The following is a 26,104-nucleotide window of genomic DNA, read 5'->3' on the forward strand; positions in this document are numbered from 1 at the left end:
AATTTTGACATATAGAAAAGCGAGGAAATAAAGATGAAGGTTCTGGTTATAGGTTCTGGTGGACGTGAGCACGCTCTACTTTGGGCTCTAAAAAAATCTCCTATCTTGACTGAGTTATATGTAACTCCTGGTCGCCAAGCTATGAAAGATCTTGGGACTCTTGTGGATGTAAATATTCAAAATTCAGTGGATGTTACACAATTTTGCAAGAGAGAAAATATAGAGTTGGTTGTTATTGGTCCAGAACAACCAATAATTGATGGGCTTGCTGATGATTTAGTTGCAGAGGGAATAAATGTTTTTGCTCCGAGTCAAGCAACTGCAAAACTTGAGGGATCAAAGTCTTTCACCAAGGGACTATGCAAGCGATATGGCATACCAACTGCCAAGTATGAGTGTTTTGTTGATGAAGGATTAGCTAAAGATTTTGTACGTAGCAATAAAATAAAGTTTCCACTTGTAGTGAAAGCAAATGGAATTGCAGCAGGGAAAGGCGTGATGATATGTTGCGCAGAAAACGAAGCTTTTTCAGCAATAGATTCAATGCTAGTGGAGAAAAAATTTGGTGAATCAGGTGAAGAAATAATCATAGAAGAATTTTTAATTGGAGAAGAAGTAAGTTTTTTTGCTCTTGTTGATGGGTTGAAAGTAGTAACTCTTGGGTGCGCAAAAGATTATAAGAGAGTGAATGAAAATAATGAAGGCCAAAATACTGGGGGTATGGGATCGTACTCATCACCTTCAATTATAAGTAAGGACATGGAGCAAAAAATCATCCAAAAAATAATATACCCTACAGCTCAAGCATTGGTTAACATGGGTACGCCTTATAAGGGAGTACTCTTTGCTGGTTTAATGATTTGCAGAGATGGCCCAAAACTTCTCGAGTATAACGTTAGATTCGGTGATCCAGAAACGCAATCTATATTACCTAGATTTGATTCAAATTGCGATTTGTTAAAATTGATGTTGTCAGTTGCAGAAGGAAAGTTAAGTACCAAAACGGTAGAGCTTAATAACAAATCTACAATTTGTGTGGTTGTTGCAAGTAAAGGCTATCCGGGTGATTATCAAAAGGGAGAAGTAATTAAGGGATTAGATAAAATTGAAAGCATTCCTGGTATATTGGTATTTCACGCTGGTACTAAATTAGATGAGAGTGGTAATTGGGTTTCAGATGGCGGAAGAGTGCTAAATATAGTAGCAGAAGGGAGCACTATAGAGGAAGCCAAAAGTAAGGTGTACTCAGCATTAAATTTTTTAGAATGGCCAGGGGGCTTCTTCAGATACGATATTGGTAGTTAATGTTAGCTGTCGGTTAACAGGTAGCTCATAGAAACGAAAAAACTTACTTGACAAACTCCGCCAGCCCCCTTATCATGAAACTGAAGCTATTTATTTATCTTCTCTGTACAGATTAAATGACAAAAAAACTCACGTATCTGGCGTATCATGTTTAATTTTTTGCACTATGTGCACCTTATGTCTTTATAAAATTTCTACCTACATAAGCTGAAACGCGCTTATAAAGCGTTTAAAACATAAAAAAACGCCAACTTAAAAAATGGATAGTGAATAACTAGCTACCCTAGGGTTTCTTTTGCCTTTTTTTCTGTTTAGTAAATTTCTTAACGTTTATAATTTAGGTTAGTTGCATTTAAAAGCAGCTGAATCGCGGTTATTAAGCGTTTAGAATAAAAAAACGCCATACTTGAAAGTATAATGTAAGTAACTAGCCAACCACGGGGCTTCTTTTGCCTTTTTTTCTGCTTAGTAAATTTCTTAAATATTAAAGCTAAGGTTAGTTGCACTTAAAAGCAGCTAAATTGCAGCGTTTAAAACATAAAGAAACGCCAATATTTAAAAATAGATATCAACCGGAGTTTCTTTTGCCTTTTTCTATGCAAGAAGTCTATTTTATTCTTCTGAAAATAATTATATACTTTTGGTAGCTTGACAGTTCGATGTAAAAGTGCTAATGTATGCTTTTCAATAAAGCATTAAGGAGGTTATATGAGTGGCAGAAAATATGATTATGTTTACCCTTTGAATAAAAAAATAGATGAGTTTTATGAATTGCAGTCTTTCGCAAGAATAGTTGTAGGAGCTGTTGTAGGAGTGGGTGCTGTAATAGGAGCTCTTGCAGGGCTAGGGCTTAGTTTTACAGCTCTGTCACCTTTGGTTATAGGTGGAGTTATTGGTGCTGTATTTCCGGCTTTGCTAACACTTATGGCTATAGGAGCACGCTATTACCTTCGCAATAATATTAACGAAGGGAAAAAGGAAGAAGGTATTGTAGAGAAACGTGCAATAGCAGCTCTTATAACACCCTTTCTTTTTATGGCAATTGCAAGTGTAGCAACTGGAGTGAGCCTTGCTGCAACCGCAAATGCTGTTCTTCCTGGTATCTTTGCAACTTGGTGGGCAATAGCAGCAGGTGCAGGAATAGGAGCCATTGCATTACCCACAGGAATAGTTACAGGTGTAACTGTTGCATCAATGTTTGCAGGAAGTATACATGAATGTATTATGTCAGATGATTATGTGCTTGGACCACGGACTGCTTAAGCAGAACGGGAAGGAGGCTTACTCTTATTTTAAGTGGTAGAGACTCTAATCTTTAGCGAGCTTCAAGGTAATTGGTTGCTATTTGCGAAAATATTCGCATAATTTAAGTAACATTACTTAATAAAAATTAACTATGGAGCTTAATAAGATTGCAGCATCGATTTTACTTTCTGGGCTAATCATTATGATAGTTAGTAATGTAGTTGATATGCTGTATAGTCCGGAAGAATATGAGATCGAACACCAAACGATAGTAGCTGCTGGCAGCAATGAATCTCAGCAAAAAATCGAGCAAGTGGCGCTCGATATTGGAGCGCTCATGCAGAATGCTAGCTTTGAGAAAGGTAAATCAGCAGCAAAAAAATGTATAGCCTGCCATAGTTTTGAGAAAGGTGGAATGAATAAAGTAGGACCAAACTTATGGAACGTAGTTGGAAACAAAAAGGCTCATCTTGGCAACTCATTCAATTACTCAAAAGCAGTGCTTGAAAGAGGTGGAAAATGGGGGTATGAGGAGCTATTTGCCTTTTTAAAGAACCCAAAAGCCTATATAAAAGGTACACGTATGGCATTTGCAGGTATTTCCAATCCACAAGAAATTGCAGACTTAGTCAGTTATTTGCGTCAATTAAGCGATAGTCCGGTTGCTTTGCCAAAGTAATTGTTATGAATTATTTTAAGTTGCCTTGCGAAAATAATGGTTATATAGCTTACAAAAAGCTGTCAGGGAGGAAAGCTTCTGTAGTTTTTTTTGGTGGATTTGCATCCAATATGGATGGAACGAAAGCAACTGCTATTTACAAATTTTGCCAAGAAAATGACGTAGCACTTGTGCTATTTGATTATTTTGGTCACGGTAATTCAAGCGGTAATTTTTCTAATTATACAATAAGTGATTGGCAAAAAAATTGTGCTAAAGTGATGAGTGAATTAACTAGCGATAAACAAATAATTATAGGTTCAAGTATGGGAGGATGGCTGATGCTGCTCACTGCCCTTCAATTTCCAGAAAAAATTGCAGCATTAATCGGCATATCGTCTGCCCATGATTTCACTGAAGATTTGATATTCAAGCAATTGTCAGGCAAGCAAAAAGAAGAACTAGATTCTAACGGTGTAATAGATTTCACTTCAGAGCGTTGTACATACAAAATAACTAAAAATTTGATCGAAGATGGCAGAAAGAACCTTCTTTTAAACAAAGAGACAATAGATATAAACTGTCCTGTGCGCTTACTGCATAGCATTAATGATAAAGATATTCCTTATCAAACTTCATTGAATTTAGCTGAAAAAATCAAGTCAACCGATGTTGAAGTATACTTGATAAAATCAGCAGAGCATAACATGTCTGACAATCGTTCGCTGGAAGTTTTATTTAAGACCATTAGAGAATTTTTGCCAGGAGAAACATATAGGTAACCGTTCACAGATTTCCTCTTAATTCTTCAATCTCACTAATAGAAAGGCCTGTAAACTTGACAATAGTGTTGACGTCAACATTATTAGCCAGCATTGCTTTTGCAACTTCAATTTTCCCTTCCTCTTTACCAATTTTTTTACCTTTCTCTTCAGCAAGATCAAGTCTGTATTCAAGAATGGCTTCTTCTTTCCGTAGATCCATTATTCTTTCTTCGTAAGCTACTAAATCTTTTTCGTTCCAACGAAACTTGTCTAATTCATCATATGCTAGCTTTATTATTGGCGCTTTTTCTGCTATCTCTTTTAAGTCCTCTTCTGTTGTTTCTTCTGCGTATTTAAAAAAGAAACACCACCTTTCTATTGTGCTTTCTAGTTCCTCCACTCTGCTTTTTGAAAATTTGGGCAATTCTATAAAGATAAATTGAAAATCTTTTAAGTAATGGCCGTTGGTTTTTATATCACGTATATTATGAGTAGAGATATAATCAACTTCTTCAGGAAGTAAGTTACAATTTGATATAGCAATAAAGAAGACTTTCTTTAAATCAATGTAGTTGCCAGATTTATCTAATTGTCTTGAGTAGGCTTTAGCGGCATATAATTGAGCGCGTTTTTCGAAGCCCTTGTCTCTAGCGAGCTGCATTTCTACTATATATCTATTTCCGTGAGAATCCTTGCAGAGAACATCAACAATACTTTGTTTATCAGAGGCAACTTCGGGATCCATAATAGTACTGAGGAATTCAACTTCTTGTATTGCATTTATCTCAGTAAACCCTAAAATATCGTTCAAAAAGTGGATCAGGATATTCTTATTTTTTTCCGTTCCAAAGATTTTTTTGAAACACAAATCATTGCGAGGATCGAGAAATTTTGAAAGAGCCATGGCAAAAATGCTTGAAAATATTAATAATTATACACTATTATTAACAATTATTCAACCATATTTTTGAAGATAGCTATAGCTATGCCGCCGCGAACCGTCATACCGCCGCGGTATCTCGGCCGCTAACTAGTAGCGGAATGACGGTTTTTCAAATTGTCGTAAGTCAGTTTAGCTATAGGCAGCAATTTTCTGTATTTATTTTAAATTGAAGAAAGCTCAAATGAAAGATCGTGTTTTGCTAAAAATCACAGAATGCAGTCTGGTTACACATATAGTTGAAGTAATTCAGATTTGTAAGATATGTTTATCTGCAGTTATAGCTTCAACAGTAGGCGTTACTCTTGATTACCTCAACATTTTCTCTTGGCAATTCTTTAATGAACCGAGAAGTGCGCATCGGTTGCCACTGGTTGTTAATTTCCCTCCTATCTGCACATGAAATGATTAACCTTTCCTTTGCCCTGGTTATGCCAACATATGCAAGTCTCCTTTCTTCTTCTAAAGCTTTACCACTTTTATCTTCAAAAGATCTTTGATGAGGAAATAATCCCTCTTCCCAACCAGGTAGAAACACGCACGGGAATTCAAGTCCTTTGGCTGCATGAAGAGTCATAACATATACGGTGTCATCGTTATTCATATTATCCACTTCCATCACTAGACTTATATGCTCCAAGAAAGTTGTGGCATTATCGAAATTTTTTAAAGATGAGATGAGCTCCTTGACATTTTCTATTCGTGCTAAGCCTGTTACCTCCTCATTTTCAAGCATTTCAATATACCCTGATTGGTTTGCTACGATTTTAACGAATTCATGCAGTGGTTTTACGCTTACTATTTCTTCCCAAGCTTTAATTTTATTTAAAAAATCATTTAGTGAGAGTTTAATTCTTTCGGTTACTTGATTACTATTAACTAATATTTTTGCTGCCTCAAAAAAAGAAATTTTGTTATCCTGAGCAGTCGTGTATATTTTCTTTAGAGTTGTAGCTCCTATGCTTCTTTTTGGCCGATTTACGATCCTTTCGAAAGCTAAGTCATCGTTATTGTTTGTAACAAGCCTTAAATATGCAATTATATCCCTGACTTCCTGACGTTCGTAGAATTTTACGCCACTTATAATCTTGTAGGGAATTGAATATTTTATAAAATACTCTTCGAGAACTCTAGTTTGAAAAGTGGCCCTTACCAGCACTGCAATGTCACTAAATCTGTATTTATTGAGCTTTAATATCTGTTCGCTTATGAACCTTGCTTCAGCTTTTCCGTCCCATAATTTTGTTAGATTTACCTTTTCCCCTTCAACGTTTGTTGTCCACAATTTTTTTTCTAAGCGAGTCTTATTGTGATTGATAACATATGACGCAGTTGCAAGTATGTGAGATGTTGACCTGTAGTTACACTCTAGTTTAACGGTTTTTGCATTTTTAAAATCATCGGAAAATTTCAAAATATTTTCAACTTCTGCACCACGCCAACTATATATCGACTGGTCATCATCTCCTACACAGCAAATATTTGAATGCTCTTTTGCAAGGTATTTTAGCCAAAGATATTGTATTGCATTTGTATCTTGATACTCATCTACCATGACATACTTAAACTTGTTTTGGTAGTAGGACAGAACTTCGGTCTTTTGATTAAAGAGTTGTATGTTATATAGCAATAAGTCACCAAAATCGACAGAGTTAAGGAATTTTAACCTTTCCTGATACTGGTGATAGACTTTGAGTGCAGTTACGTACACTGGCCTAAATGATTGAATATCTTCCACTTCAGGTGGCAATAAGCACTTCTCTTTCCATTGCTGAATAATATTCATAATGGTCTTACATTTTTCTGATAGGTAATCAGGGCTTATTTCATTAATAATATTTTTTATTACCTGTAATTGGTCATCCACACCAATAATTGTAAAATTGGAATTTAGCCCCACGACTTCAGCATGATGACGTAGAATTTTTGCTGCAATTGCATGGAAAGTGCCAAGCCATGGTATGTTTGTGCCTGTTAGCTCAAGTACCCTTGATACCATCTCATTTGCTGCTTTGTTTGTGAATGTAACAGCTAATATTTCATCAGAATAAGCATGACCGTTTCTAATTATGTGCGCTATTCTTGAAGTAATCGTTCTTGTTTTTCCCGTTCCGGCTCCTGCCAATATTAAAACCGGTCCATCTATGTTAGTTACAGCTGATTGTTGTTCTGGATTTAGCAGTGAGAGATAATCGTTCATTTGCAGCCCTATAGATTATAACTTCGTAAAGTTAAACCTATGATCAAAAGATTGTAAAGGTTTTATTGAATAGAACAGTTAAAGAATGCTTCACTCAAGTACTTTAAACGTAGGTTTTGCATCTATCTTGTTGGGGTAGTTTCAGGTGTATGCTGAGTAACAACAACTTGATTTGAGGTGTTGGCACCAGAACTTCTGCTTGTTGGGTGGATAGGTGGAGTTTGGAATGGCTTATATGTATGGTTTAGTTCCTTCATTTCTATTTCTTCAACTTCAACAAGTGGTTTTTCTTTTGGGGTATAGTGATTACGCGTTGCAGGTCGTTCAGTGAGACTTTCATATGTTTCTTTCAACCAAGCTCCGATATCATACACAAATCCATACGCTTTTTCTTTAAATTCTCTCAATGATCTACTGAAACTTGCTAGTGTGTTATTGAAGTAAATTGTCATGTAATCTCTTGTGGTGTATTGATAACTTTCTCCATCTAGTCTGCTACTTTGTGCGTTAGAACTATTGTTGCTTTTGAAATAACCAAATATGTTGTACATTTTGAGCTACCGTTGACTATTAATATACATATATTATGCATTAATAAATTAAAGTTGTCAAGAACAAGTTAACATTATTGTTTGCATTGTGTAAAGTTTTTGTTGTTTGTCTTGAACTTTAAGAAAAATGGACGCCTAAATTTGACAATTGTGAAAATATTAGTTAAAATTATTGTATGTTAAGTATAGTAAATAGGAGAAAATATGCCTACTAACTCTGATGACCAAGGAAAAATATCGCTTAAAGAATTGGAAAGTGCTGTTGTGGGCATGTTGCTGTGTAGAGACGGACACAAATTAGAAAGATATGAATCAGGACGAGGTGCTGCAGAGTTATCTAAAAAAAATACCGATATCATAGATAAGTATATTGAATGTGTAGGGAAACCTTCTGAGCAATTTATTAAAGCAATTAAGGAAACAGAAATCCGCTATGTGCTAATACTTGATAAACTTTACCCTGATACTATTGAAAAATATGTCAATGAAGGTAAGATAGACATATTAAGAGGGTATATAAAATCTATTGGGAGCTATGTAGAATATATTTCGAAGATTTTGGAGAAATGTGGTAGTTCAGATGGTACGGAGATTGGTAGACGTTTACTTGCAATAGCACTTGAACAGATAGAAGAAGCTTCAAAACTTGACGTGCGGAATCAAAGGGATTTATCAGCGAGTACCGATTTAAGTAGTGGCAGATTAATTAATAAAGCCAACAATCAAAACCAAGGTGACACTAATAAAAAGGAACAGGGGGTACAGTCTGCACCTGATGTAAAACAGCAGAAGGGAGTGCCAAATCCACAAACAGAAGTGAAGATCAAGACAAGTATCTATAAAACTTGTTGTGCTTTAAGTGGTGGTGCAATTATTGGAGCAGCTATAGCATACCTTTCAGGAGCTACTACTTTAACTCCTGTTGGTGCTGTTGCAGTATTTATTGCAGCCACTGTTGTTGATGCACTGGTGGGTTATGGTATTGGAAAGTTTTGCGAGAAAGTAAGTGAAGAAAGGCAAAAGGATCGCCATATGAGCATAGGTACTGCGATTAAGAATGTCCTTACTCCTGAGTGTTTAAAATCACAATCGCAAGTTCATCCATAAGGTAGGCATTTAGTATTGACTTTACAACGATAGTCACTTTAAATTAGTAATTGTTGTTGCAGTTAAAGTATCGATGCCTTTTTTCTTTTATTTTTTTTCGATTCTTAGCATTTTATCTGCTGTTTGTGTGATTAGCGTAAGAAATCCTGTGCATGCAGTATTATTTTTAATTTTCACCTTCGTTAATTCTGCAGTTCTTTTTATTCTCCTTGGAGCTGAATTCATCGCTATGATGGTATTGATAGTATACATCGGTGCGGTTGCAGTGTTATTCCTCTTTGTAGTTATGATGCTCGATATTGACTACATAAAATTGCGCCAGGGTTTTGCGAAGCATTTCACTCTTGGTGCTATGTTATGCGTTGTGTTTTTTCTAGTCATCAGCTTTGTAATCCGCAGCTCAGCACCGAATATAAGCAATGTTATAAACTATAATACCAATAACGTGAAAGCTATCGGTAATTTGCTCTACACTGACTACATGTACGCTTTTCATCTTTCTGGTATTCTGCTGCTTGTTGCAATTGTCGGTGCAATCGCTCTTACTTTGCAGGACAAGAAAAAAGGAGTTAAAAAACAGAATGTATTAAAGCAATTGACACAATCTTCATCTGTAAAATTGGTTAAGGCTAAATTTGGAAAAGGAGTAGAATGGAAATAGGATTAAATCATTTTTTGATAGTTGCTGCTGTTTTGTTCACTATTGGGGTGTGCGGTATTTTCATTAACCGTAAGAGCATAATCAATATACTGTTATCAATAGAAATATTATTGCTGGCAATTAATATCAATCTAGTTGCTTTTTCTGCCTTTATGAATGATATAGTTGGGCAAATTTTTGTGATGTTTGTGTTGACTGTTGCAGCAGCAGAGTCAGGAGTTGGGCTTGCAATATTGGTTGTATATTATAGAAGCCGTGGCAATATAGATGTTGAACAAGCGAACTTAATGAAAGAATGAAAGTATGACGTATATACTGAAATTAATAGTATTTTTGCCACTTTTTGGTTCGCTATTTGCAGCACTTTTTAGAAGAGATGTTTTTAGTCAGTTAATTACAACTGCAGGGATTGGAATATCTGCAGTTTTATCTTGGTATGTTTTTCTTACCTTCTCTGAAAACTATCATTTAGTTTTATTTCCTCTATTTTCATTAAGTGTATTAAAAGTAAATTGGGCAATTAGTGTGGATGCTCTCTCATCCTTAATGCTTATTGTTATTACCACTGTTTCACTGGTAGTACATCTCTATTCTATCGGTTATATGGAGCATGATAAGGGGAAGTCGAGGTTTTTTTCTTACCTATCGCTATTTACGTTTTGCATGATTGTGCTGGTTGTAAGCGATAATTTCGTGCAGCTTTTTTTTGGCTGGGAAGGGGTTGGCCTATGTTCTTATTTACTCATAGGATTTTGGTTCCAAAAATATTCTGCAAATAATGCAGCAATTAAAGCATTTGTTGTGAATAGGGTAGGAGATTTTGCACTATTGATTGGGATCTTTCTCATTTATTATACATTTCACTCTTTGAAATTTACTGAAGTTTTTGACACAGCTGATCTTCTTGGCGCACAGAACATTAGGGCATTCTGCTGTGAATTTAAAATAATTCATATAATATGCATATTACTTTTTATTGGCTGTATGGGTAAATCTGCACAGCTTGGTTTACATGTTTGGTTGCCATATGCAATGGAAGGGCCAACCCCTGTTTCTGCACTCATTCACGCAGCAACGATGGTAACAGCAGGTATATTTTTAATAGCAAAATGTTCTCCATTGTTTGAGTTATCAAATGTGGCACGAGAATTAATAGTTATTGTTGGTGCGCTCACTGCTTTTTTTGCAGCTACTGTTGCGATTACTCAGAACGATATAAAGAAGATAATTGCTTATTCAACCTGCAGTCAACTTGGTTATATGTTCATGGCATGTGGGCTTTCTGCTTACAATGTTGCTATTTTTCATTTAATGACACACGCTTTTTTTAAAGCTCTACTATTTCTTGGTGCTGGCAATGTAATTCATGCAATGCATCATGAGCAAAACATTCAGAAAATGGGAAATTGCTGGAAGAAAATCCCTTGCACTTACGCTCTCATGTGGATTGGGTCTCTTGCGCTTTCTGGAATATTTCCATTTGCAGGTTTTTACTCAAAGGATTTGATAATTGAACATGCTTATAGCACGGATAGCTTTGCTTTTGTAATAAGCTTAGTTGTTGCATTCTTCACAGCGTTTTACTCTTGGAGGTTATTGCTTCTTGTGTTCCATAGCCAAAAACAAAGTAAAATTAATATACATGAAGCACCGAAGATTATGCTTATACCATTACTGATACTTGCTTTTGGATCGGTATTTTCTGGAGTGTGGGGAGCAAATATTTTGAACATAACTAGTAATGCGTTTTGGAAATCAAGTTTAATGGTGATTGATGAGCATGGAGTTCATAATTTCTTTATAAAACTACTGCCAACCTTAGCGAGCCTAAGTGGAATAGCTCTTGCGTACCTGATTTACCAATATCAAGTAATTAGGCAAATTAAGAGTAAATTTTTACTTAAGTTTTTGCAGAATAAATGGTACTTTGATGAGGTGTATGAGTTTGTTATAATTGCACCGATAAGGTTTATATCTAGGCTTCTATGGAAGTTTGATGTTAAGGCTATTGATTCATTTGGACCAAATGGTGTTGTAAGGTTGGTTAATGAATGTTCAAAAAGTTCTATAAAGTTACAAACTGGTTATATATTTGATTATGCATTTATTATGTTTGTTACTTTAATAATCGGTGCTTTATATATTATTGGAATTAAATAGAAGGTGTTGTTACTTAGTATATTCTTGCTTCCACTGATAGGAGCGTTGACTTTATCCTCGATCAGGATTAATCATCAATCTATACACCTAAGATTCCTTGCCCTATTTTTTGCTGTACTTCCATTTTTGCTTAGCATTGTAGCTTGTATAGAATTTGATTATAACGATGCGGACTTTCAGTTTGTCAGCTATCCAGTAAGAGATATTGGAATAGGGGTGGATGGAATATCGTTGCTTTTCCTTCTACTTACGACCTTCTTGTTTGTTATTTGTATGCTCTATAATTGCAAAATGAGTTATACGACTCTCAAGCCATACATGGCATTGTTTCTGCTACTTGAGAGCTTTGTAGTCGGTTTTTTTATTTCATTGAATGCTATAAGCTTTTATGTGTTTTTTGAAGCTGTTTTAATACCAATGTTCTTTATTATTGGCATTTGGGGAGGGAAGCAAAGGGTATATGCGACGTTTAAGTTGTTTCTTTATACATTAACTGGCTCATTATTATTTCTACTTGGATTGGTGTACATCTATAGCATTTTTGGGACGTTTAATATACAAGAATTAGCTACATTAGTGCCAAGCCTTGATCTTAAAGTACAGTCATTGCTGTGGATTGCATTTTTTATTTCTTTTGCAATAAAAGTACCGATGTTTCCATTTCACACTTGGCTTCCTGATGCACATGTGCAATCACCAACTTCTGGATCTGTGATTTTAGCTGGCTTGCTTATTAAAATGGGGGGATATGGATTTTTAAGGTTTTCTATTCCAATGCTTCCTCAGGCAAGTTTGTATTTTTCAAATTTCGTTGTTGTGCTGAGCATTATTGCGGTGATATATGCTTCTCTAGTTGCGTTTGCTCAAGATGATATAAAGAAGTTAATAGCTTATTCTTCAATAGCACATATGGGGATCGTTACTGCTGGCCTCTTTTCATTTTGTGAGGAAGGAGTACTGGGTAGCATATTTCAAATGATTAGTCATGGCCTTATTTCTGCTGCTTTATTTTTATGTGTTGGAATGCTATATACTCGAACTGGGACTTTGGAGATTGCAAAATATTTTGGCATAGTAAACACAATGCCAAAATTTGGTTTTATGTTCATTTTATTTTCAATGGCTTCAATAGGGCTACCTGGAACATCTGGGTTCGTAGGTGAGTTTTTGGCTATGGTTGGAATGTTTAAGAGCATAGGGTTTTTTACAGGATTTATCGCTCTTGGCACTATTTTAAGCGCAGTTTATATGCTGAATTTATGTAAGCAAATAATATGGGGGGTTAGCTATTCTAAATTATTAAATAACCGCTTGGATAGCATAGAATTTTCTGTCTTAATTCTGCTTGCAGTGTTTGTTATTTTGCTTGGATTCTACCCAACCCTTGCACTGAATTATTTGAAGCCATGTATGGCAAATTTGTTAGTCAAATATGATGCGCTATGAATTATATACAGATATTGCCGGAAATGTTCTCTATTATCTCCTCGTTAGTGTTGCTACTGCTTGGAATTATATTTAACCGCCGAACTATCAACTTATTAGCACTTGGCTGCACAGTGATAACTTTGATTATTTTAATTATTTCGGCAGAAAACAATGAAATTTTTCTCTTTAATTCGTTGTTAAAACTCAATTTATACATCAGGTCAGCCCAAGGGTTAATTCTCAGCACAGGAATTTTAATACTTTTGATGCTGAATTTATCAAAATATGACTATAAATATGAATTTTCAATACTGATTCTTTTTGCGCTATTTGGCATGATAACTTTAGTTTCAGCAAATAGTCTGATTTCTTTTTACTTAGCTTTTGAGTTGATGAGTATATCTTTATATGTTCTTGCGAGCTTTAATAAAGATTCGATTTATTCATGTGAAGCGGGAGTGAAATATTTTACACTTAGTGCACTATCTTCCTGCATTATGCTATATGGAATGTCGCTGCTTTATGGATATACAGGACAAGTCAATTTCTCTGAGCTCAGTTCATTCTTGCAAAACCATCAGATAACTTATGGAATAGTCTTTGGGTTAGTCTTTGTTCTAATTGGTTTGTGTTTCAAGCTTGCTATTGTTCCTTTTCATATGTGGGCTCCAGATGTCTATCAAGGTGCACCTACCATAGTAACTGCGTTTTTTTCTACGGCCCCAAAAGCTGCACTTGTAACATTTTTAATTCGATTGATGAATGAAGAGTTAGTAAATGTAAAAAGTTATGTTCAGCCTATTTTCTTATACGTTTCAGCATTGTCTGTGCTTATCTCAGCTTTTGGGGCCTTGCGTCAGCAAAACTTAAAAAGGCTGCTTGCTTACAGTTCAATTGGTCACATTGGTTTTATATTTGCTTCACTTTCTATTTTTACACAAGCAGGAACAGATAGTGCCTTAATGTATCTGGTTATATATATCATCACAAGCATAGGGCTATTCTCATATTTCATACAAATGAACGATGATGATTGTGATATTACAAATTTATCTGGTATAGGGAAGAAACGCCCAATTGTAGCATTTCATCTTTCTGTGCTGTTACTCTCGATGTCGGGAATACCTCCACTTGCAGGTTTTATCGCTAAATTTTTTATATTCAAAAGTTTAATAAATTCTGGCTTTATCACCCTGTCTTTGATCCTTGTAATGGCAAGTGTTATATCGTGTTACTATTATCTAAATATCATAAAAGTTATGTATTTTGATAAAGCTAGTGGTAATAAGGTTGCTTATTCTAAAGGTCTATTCATTATCACTTCAGTGGCTTCACTGATCAACCTTGTTCTTTTCTTGTATGTAGAAGATCTTTACTCATTGATCAATGCATTGACAAATTAACAATTTAGTGTTTATAATTAATTGATTTTTAATATTGTATGTGAAGAAAAATGAGTAAAAGAAAAACTGTTTTGAAATTTTCAATTGCCGCTCTCTTGCTAGGAGGATCGAGCACTGTAGCTGTTTTATATTTCCCTTATGTTGCTTTAGCAATTAAATTTGGTATTGTAATTTCTACAGCTCCTCTGGCAATTTTTGCCATTTCTGCAGTTGCTGTATTAGCTTCAGTAATTACATTAGCAGCATTTACTATTTCCGCCATACGCAGTAAGGGTAAATCTAATAAGGTTAGTAGCGAACCAAGAAGTAAAAATGAAGAAAAAGGACAAAGTCTAGTACAAGAAAAAGATGCACCTACTCCTACGCCGCCGTTGCTTTCGCAAGAGCCTGAAAAGTCGGTTATTCCTATTCCACAACAACCACCAGTTGATGATCCAGTGGAAGAAACAGAAACACCGCAACCTGAAAACGTTATGGTTAATGGTGCTGATCAGCAAGCTAACCAAACAGAGGAATCGTTGCCACCATATCCAGAAACTACCTCGCCTCTGAATAGCATAAACCAGAATCAACCATTTTCTATCTTACCATCAATTTTCATGGATAGACATAATAGTTCTGAAGGTAGTGGTAATTATGTTCAAAATCTAGATGATAATTTTTCTGGACTAAATAATGTTCATGATATATTCGAGCATCGAAGACGGGTATCTCTTATGCGTAATTGCTCTAGCAGTTGTCATACTTCTATGTTTTCATCAATACAAGAATCAGAGAGTCTACAAGCAAGCTTAGGAAGTGATAATCCATCAGTGCAGTCTTTTCAACCAAAGAAGGAGCTTTTATATGATGTAAATAAAAAAATTTTTGATAGCGTTGATTATGAAGTAAATTATACTAGACTTTCTGAGAATGCAGGGGAAGCTCCTAATTACGAACGGGAATTTCCACTTACTGAAACAAATGTTAACAGCGGTCCTGAAGCAATGTCCTATGATGTAAATGATAATAGGGTTCCATGCGAACAAACTAGAGAGAACACATTATTAGATTCATTGCCTTCTTATCCAAGCACGTCTTCTCCTCTAAACAGTCTAGATCAAGCATTGACTAGCTTACCAATGTTTGCTAAACTACGGGTAGCACTTGATCAACGTAAACAGCAACAGCCTAATAGTATTGATTTTCACAAAGCTGATGATGTATGTAGTGTAACTTCAACTGACGTTTCAATAACTACATCTGCGTCTTGTTCTAATCATGCTAGTATGACAAATAGTTATACTTCTTGGGATACTAATTGGGGTGATTCAATTACACCATCACTAGCTTACCAATATAAACCATCTTTAACCTCAATAATTGAAGGTGTGGAAAGTGGTCCTGAAGCAACGTCCTATAACGTAAATGACAATAGGACTCCATATAGCAATATGCAATCACCTGTATTATCAAGTTCTGCTAACCGTATCAGCAGTTTTTCTGGATAATTTTTGATACAATTAAGAAAATGATCCCTGAAACATTTGAGAGCTTTCGTATTCATCATTACAAAGAAGTTTCAAGCACTAATGAAGAAGCGTTGGATTTAATTGATAAAGGAGTATCAAATGAAACTGTTATTATTGCCGATAAACAAACAGAAGGCAGGGGGCGCACCGGAAAAAGTTGGGTTTCTCCAGAAGGTAATTTCTATGCGAGTTTGGTAATAAACCTCTTTAACGATTATCTGAATGAAAGCCAGCTTTCGGTGTCATTCCAGCGCGTGACGCTGGAATCTAGAAAAAAAGAAGAATGGATCCCAGTGTCAAGCACTGGGATGACATCAGAGGGTACTGGGACGACATCAGAGGGTACTGGGATGACATCAGAGGGCATTGGGATGACAGAGAAGGGTTTGGTGAATAAAATTGCGGATGTTAGCAAATTAACAGAATTGACTTTTGTTACTGCTTTTGCTGTTGGAAATACTATACTGTCATTTATAAATGGTCTAAATCTCCAGTATAAGTGGCCAAATGATGTCCTTATTGATGGCAAGAAAATAAGTGGAATATTGCTTGAAAAAAGATCCAATTCGAATTGGCTCATTATAGGAATTGGAATTAATATCAATCATGCACCACTTCCAGGAACAACGTGCATTAGCAATTACGGTGAGTCTGTATCTAATACAGACCTGTTAAAAGAATTAATAATAAACTTTAATAAGCTAAGGAAGCAATGGCTATTTGATGGGTTTTATGCTATAAGAGAAATATGGCTCACAAGAGCATTTAAGCTGAATGAACAAATCAGTGTAAAGTTAGCTGACAAATTGTATGAAGGAATTTTTGCTGATATAGATAAAAGTGGTAAATTGGTGTTGCAGCAAAAGGATGGAAGCTTAATTTATTTTGATGCAGGTGAGTTATTTATTGATAATGCATTATGAATACATATGTAATTTTTGCTTACCTTATTAGTTTTACGTTGATTACCGGAGAACTGATTTTTACCATTTCTTGCTATACTAAAAGTAAAAAAATTCTAGAAAGCCTGAAAGATAATAATGAAGAAGAAACATAAGCGATTACTTATAACTTCAGGAATTTTCTGCTTTTTAAGCTGCATAGTCTTTTTTATTTTAACGATGCTCAAAGAAAATATCTCATTTTTCTATACAGTAAGTGAGGCAATAGTTTTACCAAATAATCAAAAGCCAATCCGTGTTGGTGGGATGGTTGTTGAAAATAGCGTGATACGCAACGAAAGTGAAGTAATTTTTCAAATGACAGATTTTAACAAAAGCGTTATGGTGAAATATCAGGGAATACTTCCACCAATGTTTTCAGAAAAAAGTGGTATTGTTGTGCAAGGTAAAATGTTTGATAATAGTACCTTTCTTGCAGATACGGTGTTTGCAAAACATGATGAGAACTATATGCCGAAAGTTTTCAAACAAACTCCCTAACCCCAGGTGTACCTAAATAGTATGTGGAGAAAGCAGCAGCCTGCTAGCAAGCTGTTACTTTCCTAACTACTTACAATATATCAAAGTGAGTTGGTGCTTTCCAGTCATCTTCGTTATTTGGGTCTATCTCCTTCTTCGGTGATGTTAAACCATCTACTTCGTCTCTCAACAGCTTAAGCTGTTATTTTAAAGTACCTTTTGTCTGATCATCACCGATCGTACTAGTTAAGTTATCAAACTTGTCATCTAATTCAGGAACGAATTTCGTGTTCAGCTCTGCGATTAATTTATCTAAAGCTTTGTGGACATAACCAAGCTGCGCTGGATTTCGCGCAACTGTTTCATCATAACCTTTAGGTTTGGTGTTAACTTCTATTTTGCTTATTACTTTAAGTTCGTTTTTGCTTTCTTGTTTACTATTATTCATGCTAACTCCTATAAAAAATTATAATTTCAAAATCAACTCAGCTATATTGAAATGGTATGTGGAAAGGGTAACAGCCTGATATCAGGCTATTACCTTTTTTATTAAAGCAATCCGTTCTCTTCGCCAGTAATATGGAGTAATGGAGGAGATTCTCCAATCTCTGGTATATCATCAAGTCTAGCCTGAAGATCTTTAAGTTTAGCGTCTATCTCGCTTGTCTTTGTGCCTATGTTTTCTATAGTTGATGACAGTGGTCTTACTATGCCGCTTGTAATCACATCACTTACATCATCGTTATATTTATTAATACTTTTCATCAGACCATCATAAAAATTTTTAAGATTCTTAACGCTTACCGTGATCGTCGGTATAGCATTAATCTCTTTTTCTTCCATAACCTTAGTTATATCAATTCCATCCGGTGCGCTTTTAGTAGTAATCTTCTTTATTTCTGGTATTGCAAAATTTGGTTTATTAAACGCCGGCTTCGGAAGTTGTAATGTATTATTTGATTCAACTTCTTCACTAGAATATAATTCTGTATTTTTACTCATAATAGTTACCTCCTATAAAAAACTACTTATCTTTATAAATCACTACTATACAAATAACAGTGAGTCATTATTAATGTCTACTATTGTGAAGTCTGGGGCCTGTCCGATTTCTGGCATATCGTCCTTGATTTGCTTGAGCATCTCAATCATTTCCTTGTTCTGTTTACTCTGCTCGTCAAGTTTCCCTTTTAATGCATCAATAATAGCTTTAGACTGATCTTGATTGCCAAGATCACCAATCACAGCTGTTACTTTTTCATAAGGCAGTTTGTGAATGATGTCTTTAAGCTCTTCTGCACCTACGTTATCCAAAAGTTCTTTAAACTGCTCATTAGACATATTGCGAGCAAAAGCTTGAAGTTTTTCTGGGTTGTTAGCTAAAGACTTAATGATAATCTGAATCCTATTAGAATCAGTTAAATCCTGAGCTATTGCTTCGAGTTTCCCATGATCAAGCTTATTAACTAAGTCTTTCAGTTGATCTTCCTGCAAGCTGTTTACTAAAGCTTTTAACTGGTCACCTTCTAATTCTTTGGAGAGTATTGTCAAGTGGTGCTCAGCCAAGTCTTTTGCAAGCACTGTAAATTGCTCGTCATTTAAAGTTTTAATAAGTGCTTTGAACTGATCCACTTTTAAGTGAGGTAAAATTTCTTTTACTTGCTCTGGATTTAAGTCTCTCACTAGAGCTTCAAGCTGAGCATCATTTAAAATAGGAACAATTATTTGTAACTTTTCTGGATTTAGTTCCTGAGCAAGAGTTTGTAATTGGTGATTGGTTAGATGATCCACTAAAGTTTGGAGTTGTTCATCTGTTAAGTTCTCTGCTAAAGCCTGCAACTGGTTTGAGCTCAACTTAGGAACGATTTTTTGTAGTTGCTCGTTGCTAAAAGTATTGGCAAGAGTCTTTAGTTGATTTGAACTCAGCTCAGGAATTATTTTTTGTAGTTGCTCGTTACTAAGAGTATTGGCAAGAGTCTTTAGTTGGTCGTCTGTTAGGCCCTGAATAAAGACTTTGGGAAATGTGCTTGACACCACTGTGTTCTCCGATATGCTAGATAGTATATTTTTTATTGCCTTTTTCTCATCATATAATATCATGTCTTGTAATACTCTGTTGTGAGGTGAATCGATTATATTTCCTTCCCTGTCTGAAAAATAATATTTATTGTCACCAGTATCTGACTCTTCCCATGTTACATATTGATATTTCAATTGTTCCGATCCAACAGTATTCTTCAAAGCATTAGTAATACCATTATACACAAACTCTGATTTCACTGATAATCTAGCTAATGTATTACCGTGATATACAAATGCATGGCTGTTTTTTGAATAATCCGGGTCATTTCTAGAAACTTTGTATGTCAGAGTGTTTCCCTTTTCCCCTATGCAATATAATCCAGCCCCCCAGAGAGGGCCGCTGCAAAATCTTATAGGTAATTCTAGTACTCCATCTTCTTTACTCAGTGGTGTAAGCTCGACTTTTCTAACAAATTTAAGATGATCAAAGTTAACCCAATAGGTGTTACTGCCAAGTTCTTTTGACAACTCTTTTCCAGGCACCATCTTAAAAACATGTTTTTTTCCACTCATAGGTGTTACCAATAAATTCATTGTTAGTATTCTAACATTTATTGATTAATTTATTGTTAAGTTAGTATATATTAGAATTATAATAACAAATATTACTTGTGTAGAGAAAAGTTATGAAAAGAAATAGGGATTTTTAGGAAACTAGTATAAAACACTCCTAGATTAAAATAAGCTGTTTTGACAGGTTTTGTGGCGTGCTAAAGCTAATATAGACTGGTGGAGGCAAGCGGGATCGAACCGCTGACCTTCTGCGTGCAAAACAGATGCTCTACCAGCTGAGCTATACCCCCAGTAATTCTTGCTTAAAGCATAAATCACTCAGGCTGAAATGCAAGAAATATTTATCTATTGCTAAATAGTGCACAAATTCTGCAGTTATGTATAATTCTCTATCTTTTTTCTTTTCAGATTTGTAATCACTCTATAAACTTTCCAAAATGAATCTGTGAATTGAAAATTAACAAGAAGTTTGCCTTCAAAAATTTTTAACTAAATTATCACTAATGCAGTATATTATATAATTTATTTAACCACACATGAAAATTTTAGTTTGATTAAAACGGATAAAAACTGTATTGATGTTTAGTATAGCTGAAAAATGAAATGATCCCGTAGCTCAGCCGGTAGAGCAACTGACTTTTAATCAGTGGGTCACGCGTTCGAATCGCGTCGGGATCACCAGTCGTGTTTTACGAACTTCTCTCTATAGTAATTTACCACAACATAAAACCCGCCACAGTAGCCTGTTTTAACCACCTATACGTACAGCCTTTTTGTCTAATTATTTGCCCCAAAATTCCTGTTTTCTTTCCGTAATCTGTTAATTTTCTACTATTTTTCTCAAAAAGGTAGGTACTTTTTTGCTATTTTGAGAAAAGTAAATGAGTAAATAAATAAATTTCGCGTGACGCTAAAGAGGACCTGTTTTCTCCATGAACATAGTTTATAGCTTCTTTCAATATTAAACGTAAGAAAAAATAGATTTTAGCTACTCCTGTTTGTTTAATTGAAGGGGTGCCCTCATAGTGACGCTGAATACTCAAAAAGTGTAGCTGCAACCTGCGTTCTATATCCAGCCACATAATAAGCAGCTATGCCTGCCAAATTAACGACTTTGTGGCTTGCCTAGACCGGTATTGGCTGCCAACCTACTGCATATTAGCAGCACTGTTGTTGCCCAGATGTGCACTTTTTGCAGCATTTTGCTCCTAAGCAACTTTTTCTGTTGAGCCGTAAAATTTCTCCAACTGCTCACTCCATAATATCGGTATCTTGGTTTTTTTGAAGTCTATCAATTTTAGGTGACGGGGTTGTGTTCCATTCAATATGTCTTCTTTTATCTTCGGTGCTAGATAATTTAGACGTAAAATGCGTTTTACATAGTCTAATCCAAGCTTCTCATGGGCACAGAGCTCGTTTATAGTTGCAAATTTTCCGCTACTTAGTTGCCTCTGCCACAAATCTGCTCTCACCAATGCTTTTAGTAATGGATTATCTACTTCCTTATCTTTCCCTTCAGGATCTATTATCATTGTTCTTCCTCCTCGTTTTTTAAATTTTACTGGCATGAAAATTGTTTCTTCATTTTTGTTCATGCAGAATTCAATACCATCTTCACATACCTTTAAGTTTTTAATTACCTGACGAATTATTTTCTCTTGCTCTATCGGATTCCACGTTTCTTCACTTATACCCTTCTCACAATTAAGTGGATTACTCAGTATCTGTGGCATATATTTTATTACTGTTTGTTCTATCTCACCTGCTGCAATATTACGCTGGCTAAATGTACATTCTATTCCCTGTTGATGATTTCTACAGACGTAGTAACAATAATTTCTCCTTTTCTTCTGAGTATAACATGACATCATTGATGCTCCGCAGCTACAACTTATTATCCCCTTTAATAAATGATTTGTTGCTGTTGGACTTTTCCTACTCTCGGGATTTTTAAAAGTTGCTTGCACTTTTTGCCATAGTTCATCATCAATTATTGCTTCTTGCTGCCCAGGATATAGATTTTCTTTATATTTTATACGACCATTGTAGATTGGGTTAGTCAGAACGCGATATAAATAGTACTTTTGAAATGAATCTCCTCCGAAAGTTTGGCCAGATTTCTTTTCATACTTCTTTGTACAATGTCCTTTCTCATTTAATTCCCTAAGGGTTTTAATCGCAGACTTTGTCTCTACAAAACTCTCAAATATATTCTTTACTAACTCTGCTTCTTTTTCGTTCACAACCAGCTTTTTATCTTTTACATCAAAGCCAAGTGGTGGCAGACCTCCTGTCCATAAACCTTTCTTACGTGATGCTGCTATTTTATCTCTTATTCTTTCCGCTGCTAACTCCCTTTCATATTGCGCAAAGCTCAGTATGATGTTTAGCATTAATCTACCTATAGGGTCTGCTGTATTGAATGATTGTGTAACTGACACAAACGTAACTTTATGTTTATCAAATAAATCCACTATTTCTGCAAAGTCAAGTAATGACCTTGATAAGCGATCTATTTTATAAATCACCACACAATCTATTGTACCTGCTTTGATATCTCCAAATAACTTCTGTAGTGCTGGCCTCTTTAAATTCCCTCCAGAATATCCTTCATCATCATATCGTTTATCCACTGTAACCCATCCCTCTTGTTGTCGGCTTTTTATATAATGTTCTCCAGACATCCTCTGTGCATCTAGACTATTAAATTCTTGTTCAACTTTATCTTCACACGATTTACGTGTATATACTGCACATCTAATTTGTTTTAACATTATTTCACTCCAAAAAAAACTAATCCATTCCATCTTGTTCCTGCTATTTCAGTTGCTATTGCAGATAGTGAGGTATAAAGTTGATCTTTATATGTAAATGATCTTTTCCCTCTTACTGTTACTTTATGAATTTCTCCTTTATATTCTTTTGTAAGTACTGTTCCTACCGGTAAAGCATTACCACTCCATACCTTCTTCCCTTGCTCCAATTGATTACGAAGGGAGGTAAGCTTTTTTTCCCCTTCACCCGACATACTACCACAAGCAATTTCCTGTAAACGATAAGCTACGCGCTTTATTAAAGATTTTTTGGAGTATGGTGGTGCGTCAGATTGAAATAAATCCTTCCATATTTCCCTCAGCTCTTCCAACGCTTTTTTCTCTAAACATTTTACCTCTTTTTCTACTTTTTTTCCATATAATCACCTTTTCAAACACAGCACTTCTGAATTTTTAAACGCTATAGCACTTTCTCATCCACAAGCTCTTCTTTTACACCTGCTGCCGTACTTTCCGATACGGTTTTTATTTTTTCTATGAACTCCCTCTGTTTATTTGCCATTTTTACGTTCTCTAACACTTCTTTTATCTCTTTATTATTTCTCACATAATCCATTGCCGTTTTGCCAAATTTATCCTTTTGCTCTACATTTGCTCCGGCTTTTACTAGCTCTTTTATTATCTCTTTTGTTTCTCCTGTTTTGCATGCTATATGCAGTGGTGTATATCCTTTATGATCTCTCGCATTTACATCACCTCCAGCTTCTAATATCGCTCTCACATTCCCTATTTCCCTCATAAATACTGCTTCATGTAGGGGGGTCCTTCCTATTTTATTTCCTATATTTACATTTGACCCTCCTTTTATTAGTGACCTTACCGTCTCTTCATACCCCATTAGGCTCGCATAATGTAATGCCGTATTTCTCTTACCGTCTCTAGCATTTATATCTGCTCCTTCCTCCAACAGTACTTTTACATTCTCTACCTTTCCATAGAATGCTGCTAGGTGTAATGGTGTTTCTCCGCTATTGTTTTCTATATTTGTTTTTGCTCCTTTTTCTATTAATAACTTCACTGTTTTGCGATCGGAGATTTTTACTGCATGGTGCAATACTGTTTCACCTTCTTCGTCTTTTTCATTAATATTCTTAAACGAGTTCTCTAATAATTCATAAAATGACTTATTAAAAGCTTCTCTTTTTTCCTTGCTAAACCTCATTTCATACCTCACTATAAAAACATACATAAAATGGCCAATTTGGCTCATTCTAGCGTAAAGTAAACTTCTTATGTTTACCCACTACTATTCTAGTTATGTCTGTTTTAGTATAAAAAGGCAAGTCTTTTTTCGCGTAGTACACCTTTTTTAACTAAATACTAATATAGTATATGAAGATATAAATATATATGCTTAACACATTAAACATATAACTTGTGTCTCTTTCCAAGACCTGTTCAAGTGACGATGTTCGTGCCACGTTAGTACGCCTGGGTAAAACACTAAAATGTAATTTTCCGGTTCATGTATTGAATCCTTTTGCTCTGAATTTAAATCGCTTTCAAAATGAACATTGTGTTCTGCTAAACCAAATCTTATAACTTTCTGGTTGGTAAAATCTTCTACCTTGTAGTGGTGAGTAACGCTAAACCTTTCTAAAATTGGCTTGTATTTTAAATTCCACAGTTGTTCAGATAGTTTGTGGTCATTCAAATAGAACTTTTCTCCACATTCTTCTATACTCGTAACCGGAAAACATGCGTTTATTTCTCCTAAGTTCCAGCTATCTGATAATACTATCTGCGCTTTCGCAAACTTAATTGCCGGTAATAAGCTCTGTGGTAGCGGATATAGTGCTTTGAAGTTATACCACACATGATTTCTTTCATAAATACCGTTATAATTCTTCGTGTGAGGCTCGGTTTCTCCAAGGATTGCTACATCCAAGCGATATATATCATTGCTTAAAGCTCGTTCATGATGATCGCGTAGATAACTCTCTATAACCTCAATTAATGGACTGCTAGATCTGAAAAAGTTCACTCTTCCAAATGATAACACTGGTCCATCTTTTTCTATTTTTACCCCCGAATAATCCGATAATAAACTTCCGAAAAAACTCTCATCCAATATGAACCTGCTAATGTTGTAGTGGTCATTGAAAAGCCTCATTAGCCTCGATCTTGCAGGTAGTGATAGTTTTGCTAGTTCTACTACTGCATCTACAAAGAAATCATTTGGTACGTCTCTTATCCCTATCTGTAATTCAAAAAAGTGTTTACCGGGTGGCTCTTCAATAATCGTAATATCTTCTATGTTTGCCCATTTTAATGCTATTTTCAGTGAGGCAGGTGTTCCTCTTAAACGCTGAAATTCTACCCCTTCTTTTATCGCTCTTCTTTTCTCTTTTGCCCAATGCAGAATCTCTTCTAGACCATATTCCTCTACTATCCATGGCAATATTTCATCTTTAGGATTAAACTTAAATCCTCTTATCCTGCTTGGTTCTACTTTGTAATCGATTGCATCAACCAGCGCTTTTTCTTGCTTTGTTGCATTTGGCGGTAATAGCATTAATTCAACTTAACATTTAAACTTCTTAAGGCAGCACACTCATTCCCCAGTACCACAACATCCTCTCTTGGCTCTATTAATTCCACGTTTTCCACGCCTTCTATGAATAGATTTGCTATAATCCACGATCTTGTTACACTCCATCCTAAACTTTTTGCTGATTCAAATTTTTCTATAAATTTCTTCTTCACCGTTTCAATAATATCTGGTCTTTTAATGCTAATTTTGCTGTGGATATTTATTTCAATAATATTGCAACCAACTACTGTTATCGTATCTGTTAACACCCTTATATCATCCCTGGTGACTCGCTTTTTTACAATATCAAGTAGTTCTTCAGACCCTATGCCATTTGTGGATAACTCTGTTGATAAAATTGAGATCTCCACACCCCCTGGTACTCTTGATTCAACTAGCGCATCCTTTACTCTTCTATCTGCTGAGAGTGCTTGAAACCTATAATGCTCTTTACTTCCTCCTGTGCTCCAGCCTACTATTTTTGCCTTGATTCTTTCCCTAAAACGTTCATCTTTTTCTTCTTTTTCCTTTTCCCTTTCTACTCCATAAAATTCAGCTAAATCATCAAGTTCTTTCCCCCTTGCAAACTTAAGTAAGTTGCCCTTTGCTGCTTCGTTTATTCTTTCTCTCAGCAAAAGTTCTCGCCATGCTGCTATTTCTAGGATCTTTGTCGCTGGATCACTTTCTACTAATGCTGTGAAACTTGCGTCACGCTTCACCAACTCTTCTTTCATCCGAGAAAAAATCTCTTCAAAGTTCAGTGGTTCGATAATATTTGGCTGCTCCAT

The 26,104-nt window shown here is 35.4% G+C and carries 25 protein-coding genes and 2 tRNA genes; 15 read left to right on the forward strand and 12 right to left on the reverse strand.

Going from position 1 to position 26,104, the window contains the following annotated elements; genetic code table 11:
- Positions 1-33: 33 nt before the first annotated feature.
- The 4 genes from purD to ABWU58_RS07080 all read left to right on the forward strand — a co-directional run bounded on the left by purD (position 34) and on the right by ABWU58_RS07080 (position 3,990).
- Positions 34-1,305 (forward strand): phosphoribosylamine--glycine ligase, encoded by a 1,272-nt coding sequence (gene purD / locus ABWU58_RS07065; RefSeq protein ID WP_353283038.1) that lies wholly within the window; start codon positions 34-36, stop codon positions 1,303-1,305.
- Between the two features lie 708 nt (positions 1,306-2,013).
- Positions 2,014-2,568, forward strand: coding sequence for a hypothetical protein (locus ABWU58_RS07070; protein ID WP_353283039.1), 555 nt, complete (start codon positions 2,014-2,016; stop codon positions 2,566-2,568).
- A 133-nt stretch (positions 2,569-2,701) separates the two neighbouring features.
- Positions 2,702-3,229: a c-type cytochrome gene (locus tag ABWU58_RS07075; protein WP_353283040.1), complete on the forward strand. Its 528-nt coding sequence runs from the start codon at positions 2,702-2,704 to the stop codon at positions 3,227-3,229.
- 5 nt (positions 3,230-3,234) lie between these two features.
- On the forward strand, positions 3,235-3,990 hold the full coding sequence (locus ABWU58_RS07080; protein WP_353283041.1) for an alpha/beta hydrolase: 756 nt from the start codon (positions 3,235-3,237) through the stop codon (positions 3,988-3,990).
- 4 nt (positions 3,991-3,994) lie between these two features.
- On the opposite strand, the gene ABWU58_RS07085 is transcribed toward ABWU58_RS07080, so the two are convergent.
- From ABWU58_RS07085 to ABWU58_RS07095, 3 genes are all read right to left on the reverse strand, one after another.
- The gene (locus tag ABWU58_RS07085; protein ID WP_353283042.1) at positions 3,995-4,876 is read right to left on the reverse strand and encodes an Rpn family recombination-promoting nuclease/putative transposase; all 882 of its coding nucleotides are present in this window, start codon (positions 4,874-4,876) and stop codon (positions 3,995-3,997) included.
- A gap of 322 nt (positions 4,877-5,198) precedes the next feature.
- Positions 5,199-7,112, reverse strand: a complete 1,914-nt coding sequence (locus tag ABWU58_RS07090; RefSeq protein ID WP_353283043.1) for an ATP-dependent helicase — start codon at positions 7,110-7,112, stop codon at positions 5,199-5,201.
- A 122-nt stretch (positions 7,113-7,234) separates the two neighbouring features.
- Positions 7,235-7,663, reverse strand: coding sequence for a hypothetical protein (locus tag ABWU58_RS07095; RefSeq protein ID WP_353283044.1), 429 nt, complete (start codon positions 7,661-7,663; stop codon positions 7,235-7,237).
- A 204-nt stretch (positions 7,664-7,867) separates the two neighbouring features.
- Here ABWU58_RS07095 and ABWU58_RS07100 point away from each other — a divergent pair, with 204 nt between their 5' ends.
- From ABWU58_RS07100 to ccmE, 10 genes are all read left to right on the forward strand, one after another.
- Complete coding sequence (locus ABWU58_RS07100; protein ID WP_353283045.1) at positions 7,868-8,770, forward strand: hypothetical protein; 903 nt, start codon at positions 7,868-7,870, stop codon at positions 8,768-8,770.
- A gap of 73 nt (positions 8,771-8,843) precedes the next feature.
- The gene (locus tag ABWU58_RS07105; protein WP_353283046.1) at positions 8,844-9,431 is read left to right on the forward strand and encodes an NADH-quinone oxidoreductase subunit J; all 588 of its coding nucleotides are present in this window, start codon (positions 8,844-8,846) and stop codon (positions 9,429-9,431) included.
- Positions 9,422-9,730, forward strand: a complete 309-nt coding sequence (gene nuoK / locus ABWU58_RS07110) for an NADH-quinone oxidoreductase subunit NuoK (protein WP_006012916.1) — start codon at positions 9,422-9,424, stop codon at positions 9,728-9,730. The genes ABWU58_RS07105 and nuoK overlap by 10 nt, the downstream gene beginning before the upstream one ends.
- A 4-nt stretch (positions 9,731-9,734) precedes the next feature.
- Positions 9,735-11,591 (forward strand): NADH-quinone oxidoreductase subunit L, encoded by a 1,857-nt coding sequence (gene nuoL / locus ABWU58_RS07115; RefSeq protein WP_353283047.1) that lies wholly within the window; start codon positions 9,735-9,737, stop codon positions 11,589-11,591.
- Between the two features lie 3 nt (positions 11,592-11,594).
- Positions 11,595-13,037, forward strand: coding sequence for a NuoM family protein (locus ABWU58_RS07120; RefSeq protein ID WP_353283048.1), 1,443 nt, complete (start codon positions 11,595-11,597; stop codon positions 13,035-13,037).
- The gene (locus ABWU58_RS07125) at positions 13,034-14,422 is read left to right on the forward strand and encodes an NADH-quinone oxidoreductase subunit N (protein WP_353283049.1); all 1,389 of its coding nucleotides are present in this window, start codon (positions 13,034-13,036) and stop codon (positions 14,420-14,422) included. The genes ABWU58_RS07120 and ABWU58_RS07125 overlap by 4 nt, the downstream gene beginning before the upstream one ends.
- 50 nt (positions 14,423-14,472) lie before the next feature.
- On the forward strand, positions 14,473-15,912 hold the full coding sequence (locus tag ABWU58_RS07130; protein ID WP_353283050.1) for a hypothetical protein: 1,440 nt from the start codon (positions 14,473-14,475) through the stop codon (positions 15,910-15,912).
- 20 nt (positions 15,913-15,932) lie between these two features.
- Positions 15,933-16,856 (forward strand): biotin--[acetyl-CoA-carboxylase] ligase, encoded by a 924-nt coding sequence (locus tag ABWU58_RS07135; protein ID WP_353283051.1) that lies wholly within the window; start codon positions 15,933-15,935, stop codon positions 16,854-16,856.
- Complete coding sequence (locus tag ABWU58_RS07140) at positions 16,853-16,990, forward strand: hypothetical protein (protein ID WP_182158513.1); 138 nt, start codon at positions 16,853-16,855, stop codon at positions 16,988-16,990. Before ABWU58_RS07135 ends, ABWU58_RS07140 begins: the two co-directional genes overlap by 4 nt.
- Positions 16,974-17,375, forward strand: coding sequence for a cytochrome c maturation protein CcmE (gene ccmE / locus ABWU58_RS07145; RefSeq protein ID WP_353283052.1), 402 nt, complete (start codon positions 16,974-16,976; stop codon positions 17,373-17,375). The genes ABWU58_RS07140 and ccmE overlap by 17 nt, the downstream gene beginning before the upstream one ends.
- A 181-nt stretch (positions 17,376-17,556) precedes the next feature.
- Here ccmE and ABWU58_RS07150 read toward each other — a convergent pair whose 3' ends face one another.
- The 4 genes from ABWU58_RS07150 to ABWU58_RS07165 all read right to left on the reverse strand — a co-directional run bounded on the left by ABWU58_RS07150 (position 17,557) and on the right by ABWU58_RS07165 (position 20,239).
- Positions 17,557-17,802, reverse strand: a complete 246-nt coding sequence (locus ABWU58_RS07150) for a hypothetical protein (protein WP_353283053.1) — start codon at positions 17,800-17,802, stop codon at positions 17,557-17,559.
- A 101-nt stretch (positions 17,803-17,903) separates the two neighbouring features.
- Entirely contained in the window at positions 17,904-18,356 is a 453-nt protein-coding gene (locus ABWU58_RS07155; protein ID WP_353283054.1) for a hypothetical protein, read from the reverse strand.
- A gap of 45 nt (positions 18,357-18,401) precedes the next feature.
- Positions 18,402-19,970: a magnesium transporter MgtE N-terminal domain-containing protein gene (locus ABWU58_RS07160; RefSeq protein ID WP_410542039.1), complete on the reverse strand. Its 1,569-nt coding sequence runs from the start codon at positions 19,968-19,970 to the stop codon at positions 18,402-18,404.
- 193 nt (positions 19,971-20,163) lie between these two features.
- A tRNA-Ala gene (locus ABWU58_RS07165) sits at positions 20,164-20,239 on the reverse strand.
- Positions 20,240-20,554: 315 nt separating this feature from the next.
- On the opposite strand from ABWU58_RS07165, the gene ABWU58_RS07170 reads away from it, so the two are divergent.
- A tRNA-Lys gene (locus ABWU58_RS07170) sits at positions 20,555-20,630 on the forward strand.
- A gap of 527 nt (positions 20,631-21,157) precedes the next feature.
- Here the strand turns inward: ABWU58_RS07170 and ABWU58_RS07175 are convergent.
- The 5 genes from ABWU58_RS07175 to ABWU58_RS07195 form a co-directional block, all read right to left on the reverse strand.
- On the reverse strand, positions 21,158-22,723 hold the full coding sequence (locus tag ABWU58_RS07175; RefSeq protein ID WP_353283055.1) for a recombinase family protein: 1,566 nt from the start codon (positions 22,721-22,723) through the stop codon (positions 21,158-21,160).
- Positions 22,723-23,094 (reverse strand): DUF2924 domain-containing protein, encoded by a 372-nt coding sequence (locus ABWU58_RS07180; protein ID WP_353283056.1) that lies wholly within the window; start codon positions 23,092-23,094, stop codon positions 22,723-22,725. Before ABWU58_RS07180 ends, ABWU58_RS07175 begins: the two co-directional genes overlap by 1 nt.
- Positions 23,095-23,183: 89 nt before the next feature.
- Entirely contained in the window at positions 23,184-23,945 is a 762-nt protein-coding gene (locus tag ABWU58_RS07185; protein ID WP_353283057.1) for an ankyrin repeat domain-containing protein, read from the reverse strand.
- Between the two features lie 192 nt (positions 23,946-24,137).
- Positions 24,138-25,298, reverse strand: a complete 1,161-nt coding sequence (locus ABWU58_RS07190) for a phage tail protein (RefSeq protein WP_353283058.1) — start codon at positions 25,296-25,298, stop codon at positions 24,138-24,140.
- The gene (locus ABWU58_RS07195) at positions 25,298-26,104 is read right to left on the reverse strand and encodes a baseplate J/gp47 family protein (RefSeq protein ID WP_353283059.1); all 807 of its coding nucleotides are present in this window, start codon (positions 26,102-26,104) and stop codon (positions 25,298-25,300) included. Before ABWU58_RS07195 ends, ABWU58_RS07190 begins: the two co-directional genes overlap by 1 nt.

Origin of the sequence: Wolbachia endosymbiont (group A) of Pogonocherus hispidulus, from assembly GCF_964028195.1 — a bacterium.
Taxonomy (GTDB): Bacteria; Pseudomonadota; Alphaproteobacteria; order Rickettsiales; family Anaplasmataceae; genus Wolbachia.

Excerpts from the sequence above, each read along its gene's own strand:
- ABWU58_RS07105 (WP_353283046.1), top strand. The coding sequence starts at position 8,844 with ATGCCTTTTTTCTTTTATTTTTTTTCGATTCTTAGCATTTTATCTGCT.
- ABWU58_RS07085 (WP_353283042.1), bottom strand. The coding sequence starts at position 4,876 with ATGGCTCTTTCAAAATTTCTCGATCCTCGCAATGATTTGTGTTTCAAA.
- ABWU58_RS07075 (WP_353283040.1), top strand. The coding sequence starts at position 2,702 with ATGGAGCTTAATAAGATTGCAGCATCGATTTTACTTTCTGGGCTAATC.
- ABWU58_RS07150 (WP_353283053.1), bottom strand. The coding sequence starts at position 17,802 with ATGAATAATAGTAAACAAGAAAGCAAAAACGAACTTAAAGTAATAAGC.
- ABWU58_RS07130 (WP_353283050.1), top strand. The coding sequence starts at position 14,473 with ATGAGTAAAAGAAAAACTGTTTTGAAATTTTCAATTGCCGCTCTCTTG.
- ABWU58_RS07190 (WP_353283058.1), bottom strand. The coding sequence starts at position 25,298 with ATGCTATTACCGCCAAATGCAACAAAGCAAGAAAAAGCGCTGGTTGAT.
- ABWU58_RS07095 (WP_353283044.1), bottom strand. The coding sequence starts at position 7,663 with ATGTACAACATATTTGGTTATTTCAAAAGCAACAATAGTTCTAACGCA.
- purD (WP_353283038.1), top strand. The coding sequence starts at position 34 with ATGAAGGTTCTGGTTATAGGTTCTGGTGGACGTGAGCACGCTCTACTT.
- ABWU58_RS07140 (WP_182158513.1), top strand. The coding sequence starts at position 16,853 with ATGAATACATATGTAATTTTTGCTTACCTTATTAGTTTTACGTTGATT.
- ABWU58_RS07195 (WP_353283059.1), bottom strand. The coding sequence starts at position 26,104 with ATGGAGCAGCCAAATATTATCGAACCACTGAACTTTGAAGAGATTTTT.
- ABWU58_RS07135 (WP_353283051.1), top strand. The coding sequence starts at position 15,933 with ATGATCCCTGAAACATTTGAGAGCTTTCGTATTCATCATTACAAAGAA.
- ABWU58_RS07185 (WP_353283057.1), bottom strand. The coding sequence starts at position 23,945 with ATGAGGTTTAGCAAGGAAAAAAGAGAAGCTTTTAATAAGTCATTTTAT.
- ABWU58_RS07155 (WP_353283054.1), bottom strand. The coding sequence starts at position 18,356 with ATGAGTAAAAATACAGAATTATATTCTAGTGAAGAAGTTGAATCAAAT.
- ABWU58_RS07090 (WP_353283043.1), bottom strand. The coding sequence starts at position 7,112 with ATGAACGATTATCTCTCACTGCTAAATCCAGAACAACAATCAGCTGTA.
- ABWU58_RS07070 (WP_353283039.1), top strand. The coding sequence starts at position 2,014 with ATGAGTGGCAGAAAATATGATTATGTTTACCCTTTGAATAAAAAAATA.
- ccmE (WP_353283052.1), top strand. The coding sequence starts at position 16,974 with ATGAAGAAGAAACATAAGCGATTACTTATAACTTCAGGAATTTTCTGC.
- nuoL (WP_353283047.1), top strand. The coding sequence starts at position 9,735 with ATGACGTATATACTGAAATTAATAGTATTTTTGCCACTTTTTGGTTCG.
- ABWU58_RS07125 (WP_353283049.1), top strand. The coding sequence starts at position 13,034 with ATGAATTATATACAGATATTGCCGGAAATGTTCTCTATTATCTCCTCG.
- ABWU58_RS07080 (WP_353283041.1), top strand. The coding sequence starts at position 3,235 with ATGAATTATTTTAAGTTGCCTTGCGAAAATAATGGTTATATAGCTTAC.
- ABWU58_RS07160 (WP_410542039.1), bottom strand. The coding sequence starts at position 19,970 with ATGAATTTATTGGTAACACCTATGAGTGGAAAAAAACATGTTTTTAAG.
- ABWU58_RS07175 (WP_353283055.1), bottom strand. The coding sequence starts at position 22,723 with ATGTTAAAACAAATTAGATGTGCAGTATATACACGTAAATCGTGTGAA.
- ABWU58_RS07100 (WP_353283045.1), top strand. The coding sequence starts at position 7,868 with ATGCCTACTAACTCTGATGACCAAGGAAAAATATCGCTTAAAGAATTG.
- nuoK (WP_006012916.1), top strand. The coding sequence starts at position 9,422 with ATGGAAATAGGATTAAATCATTTTTTGATAGTTGCTGCTGTTTTGTTC.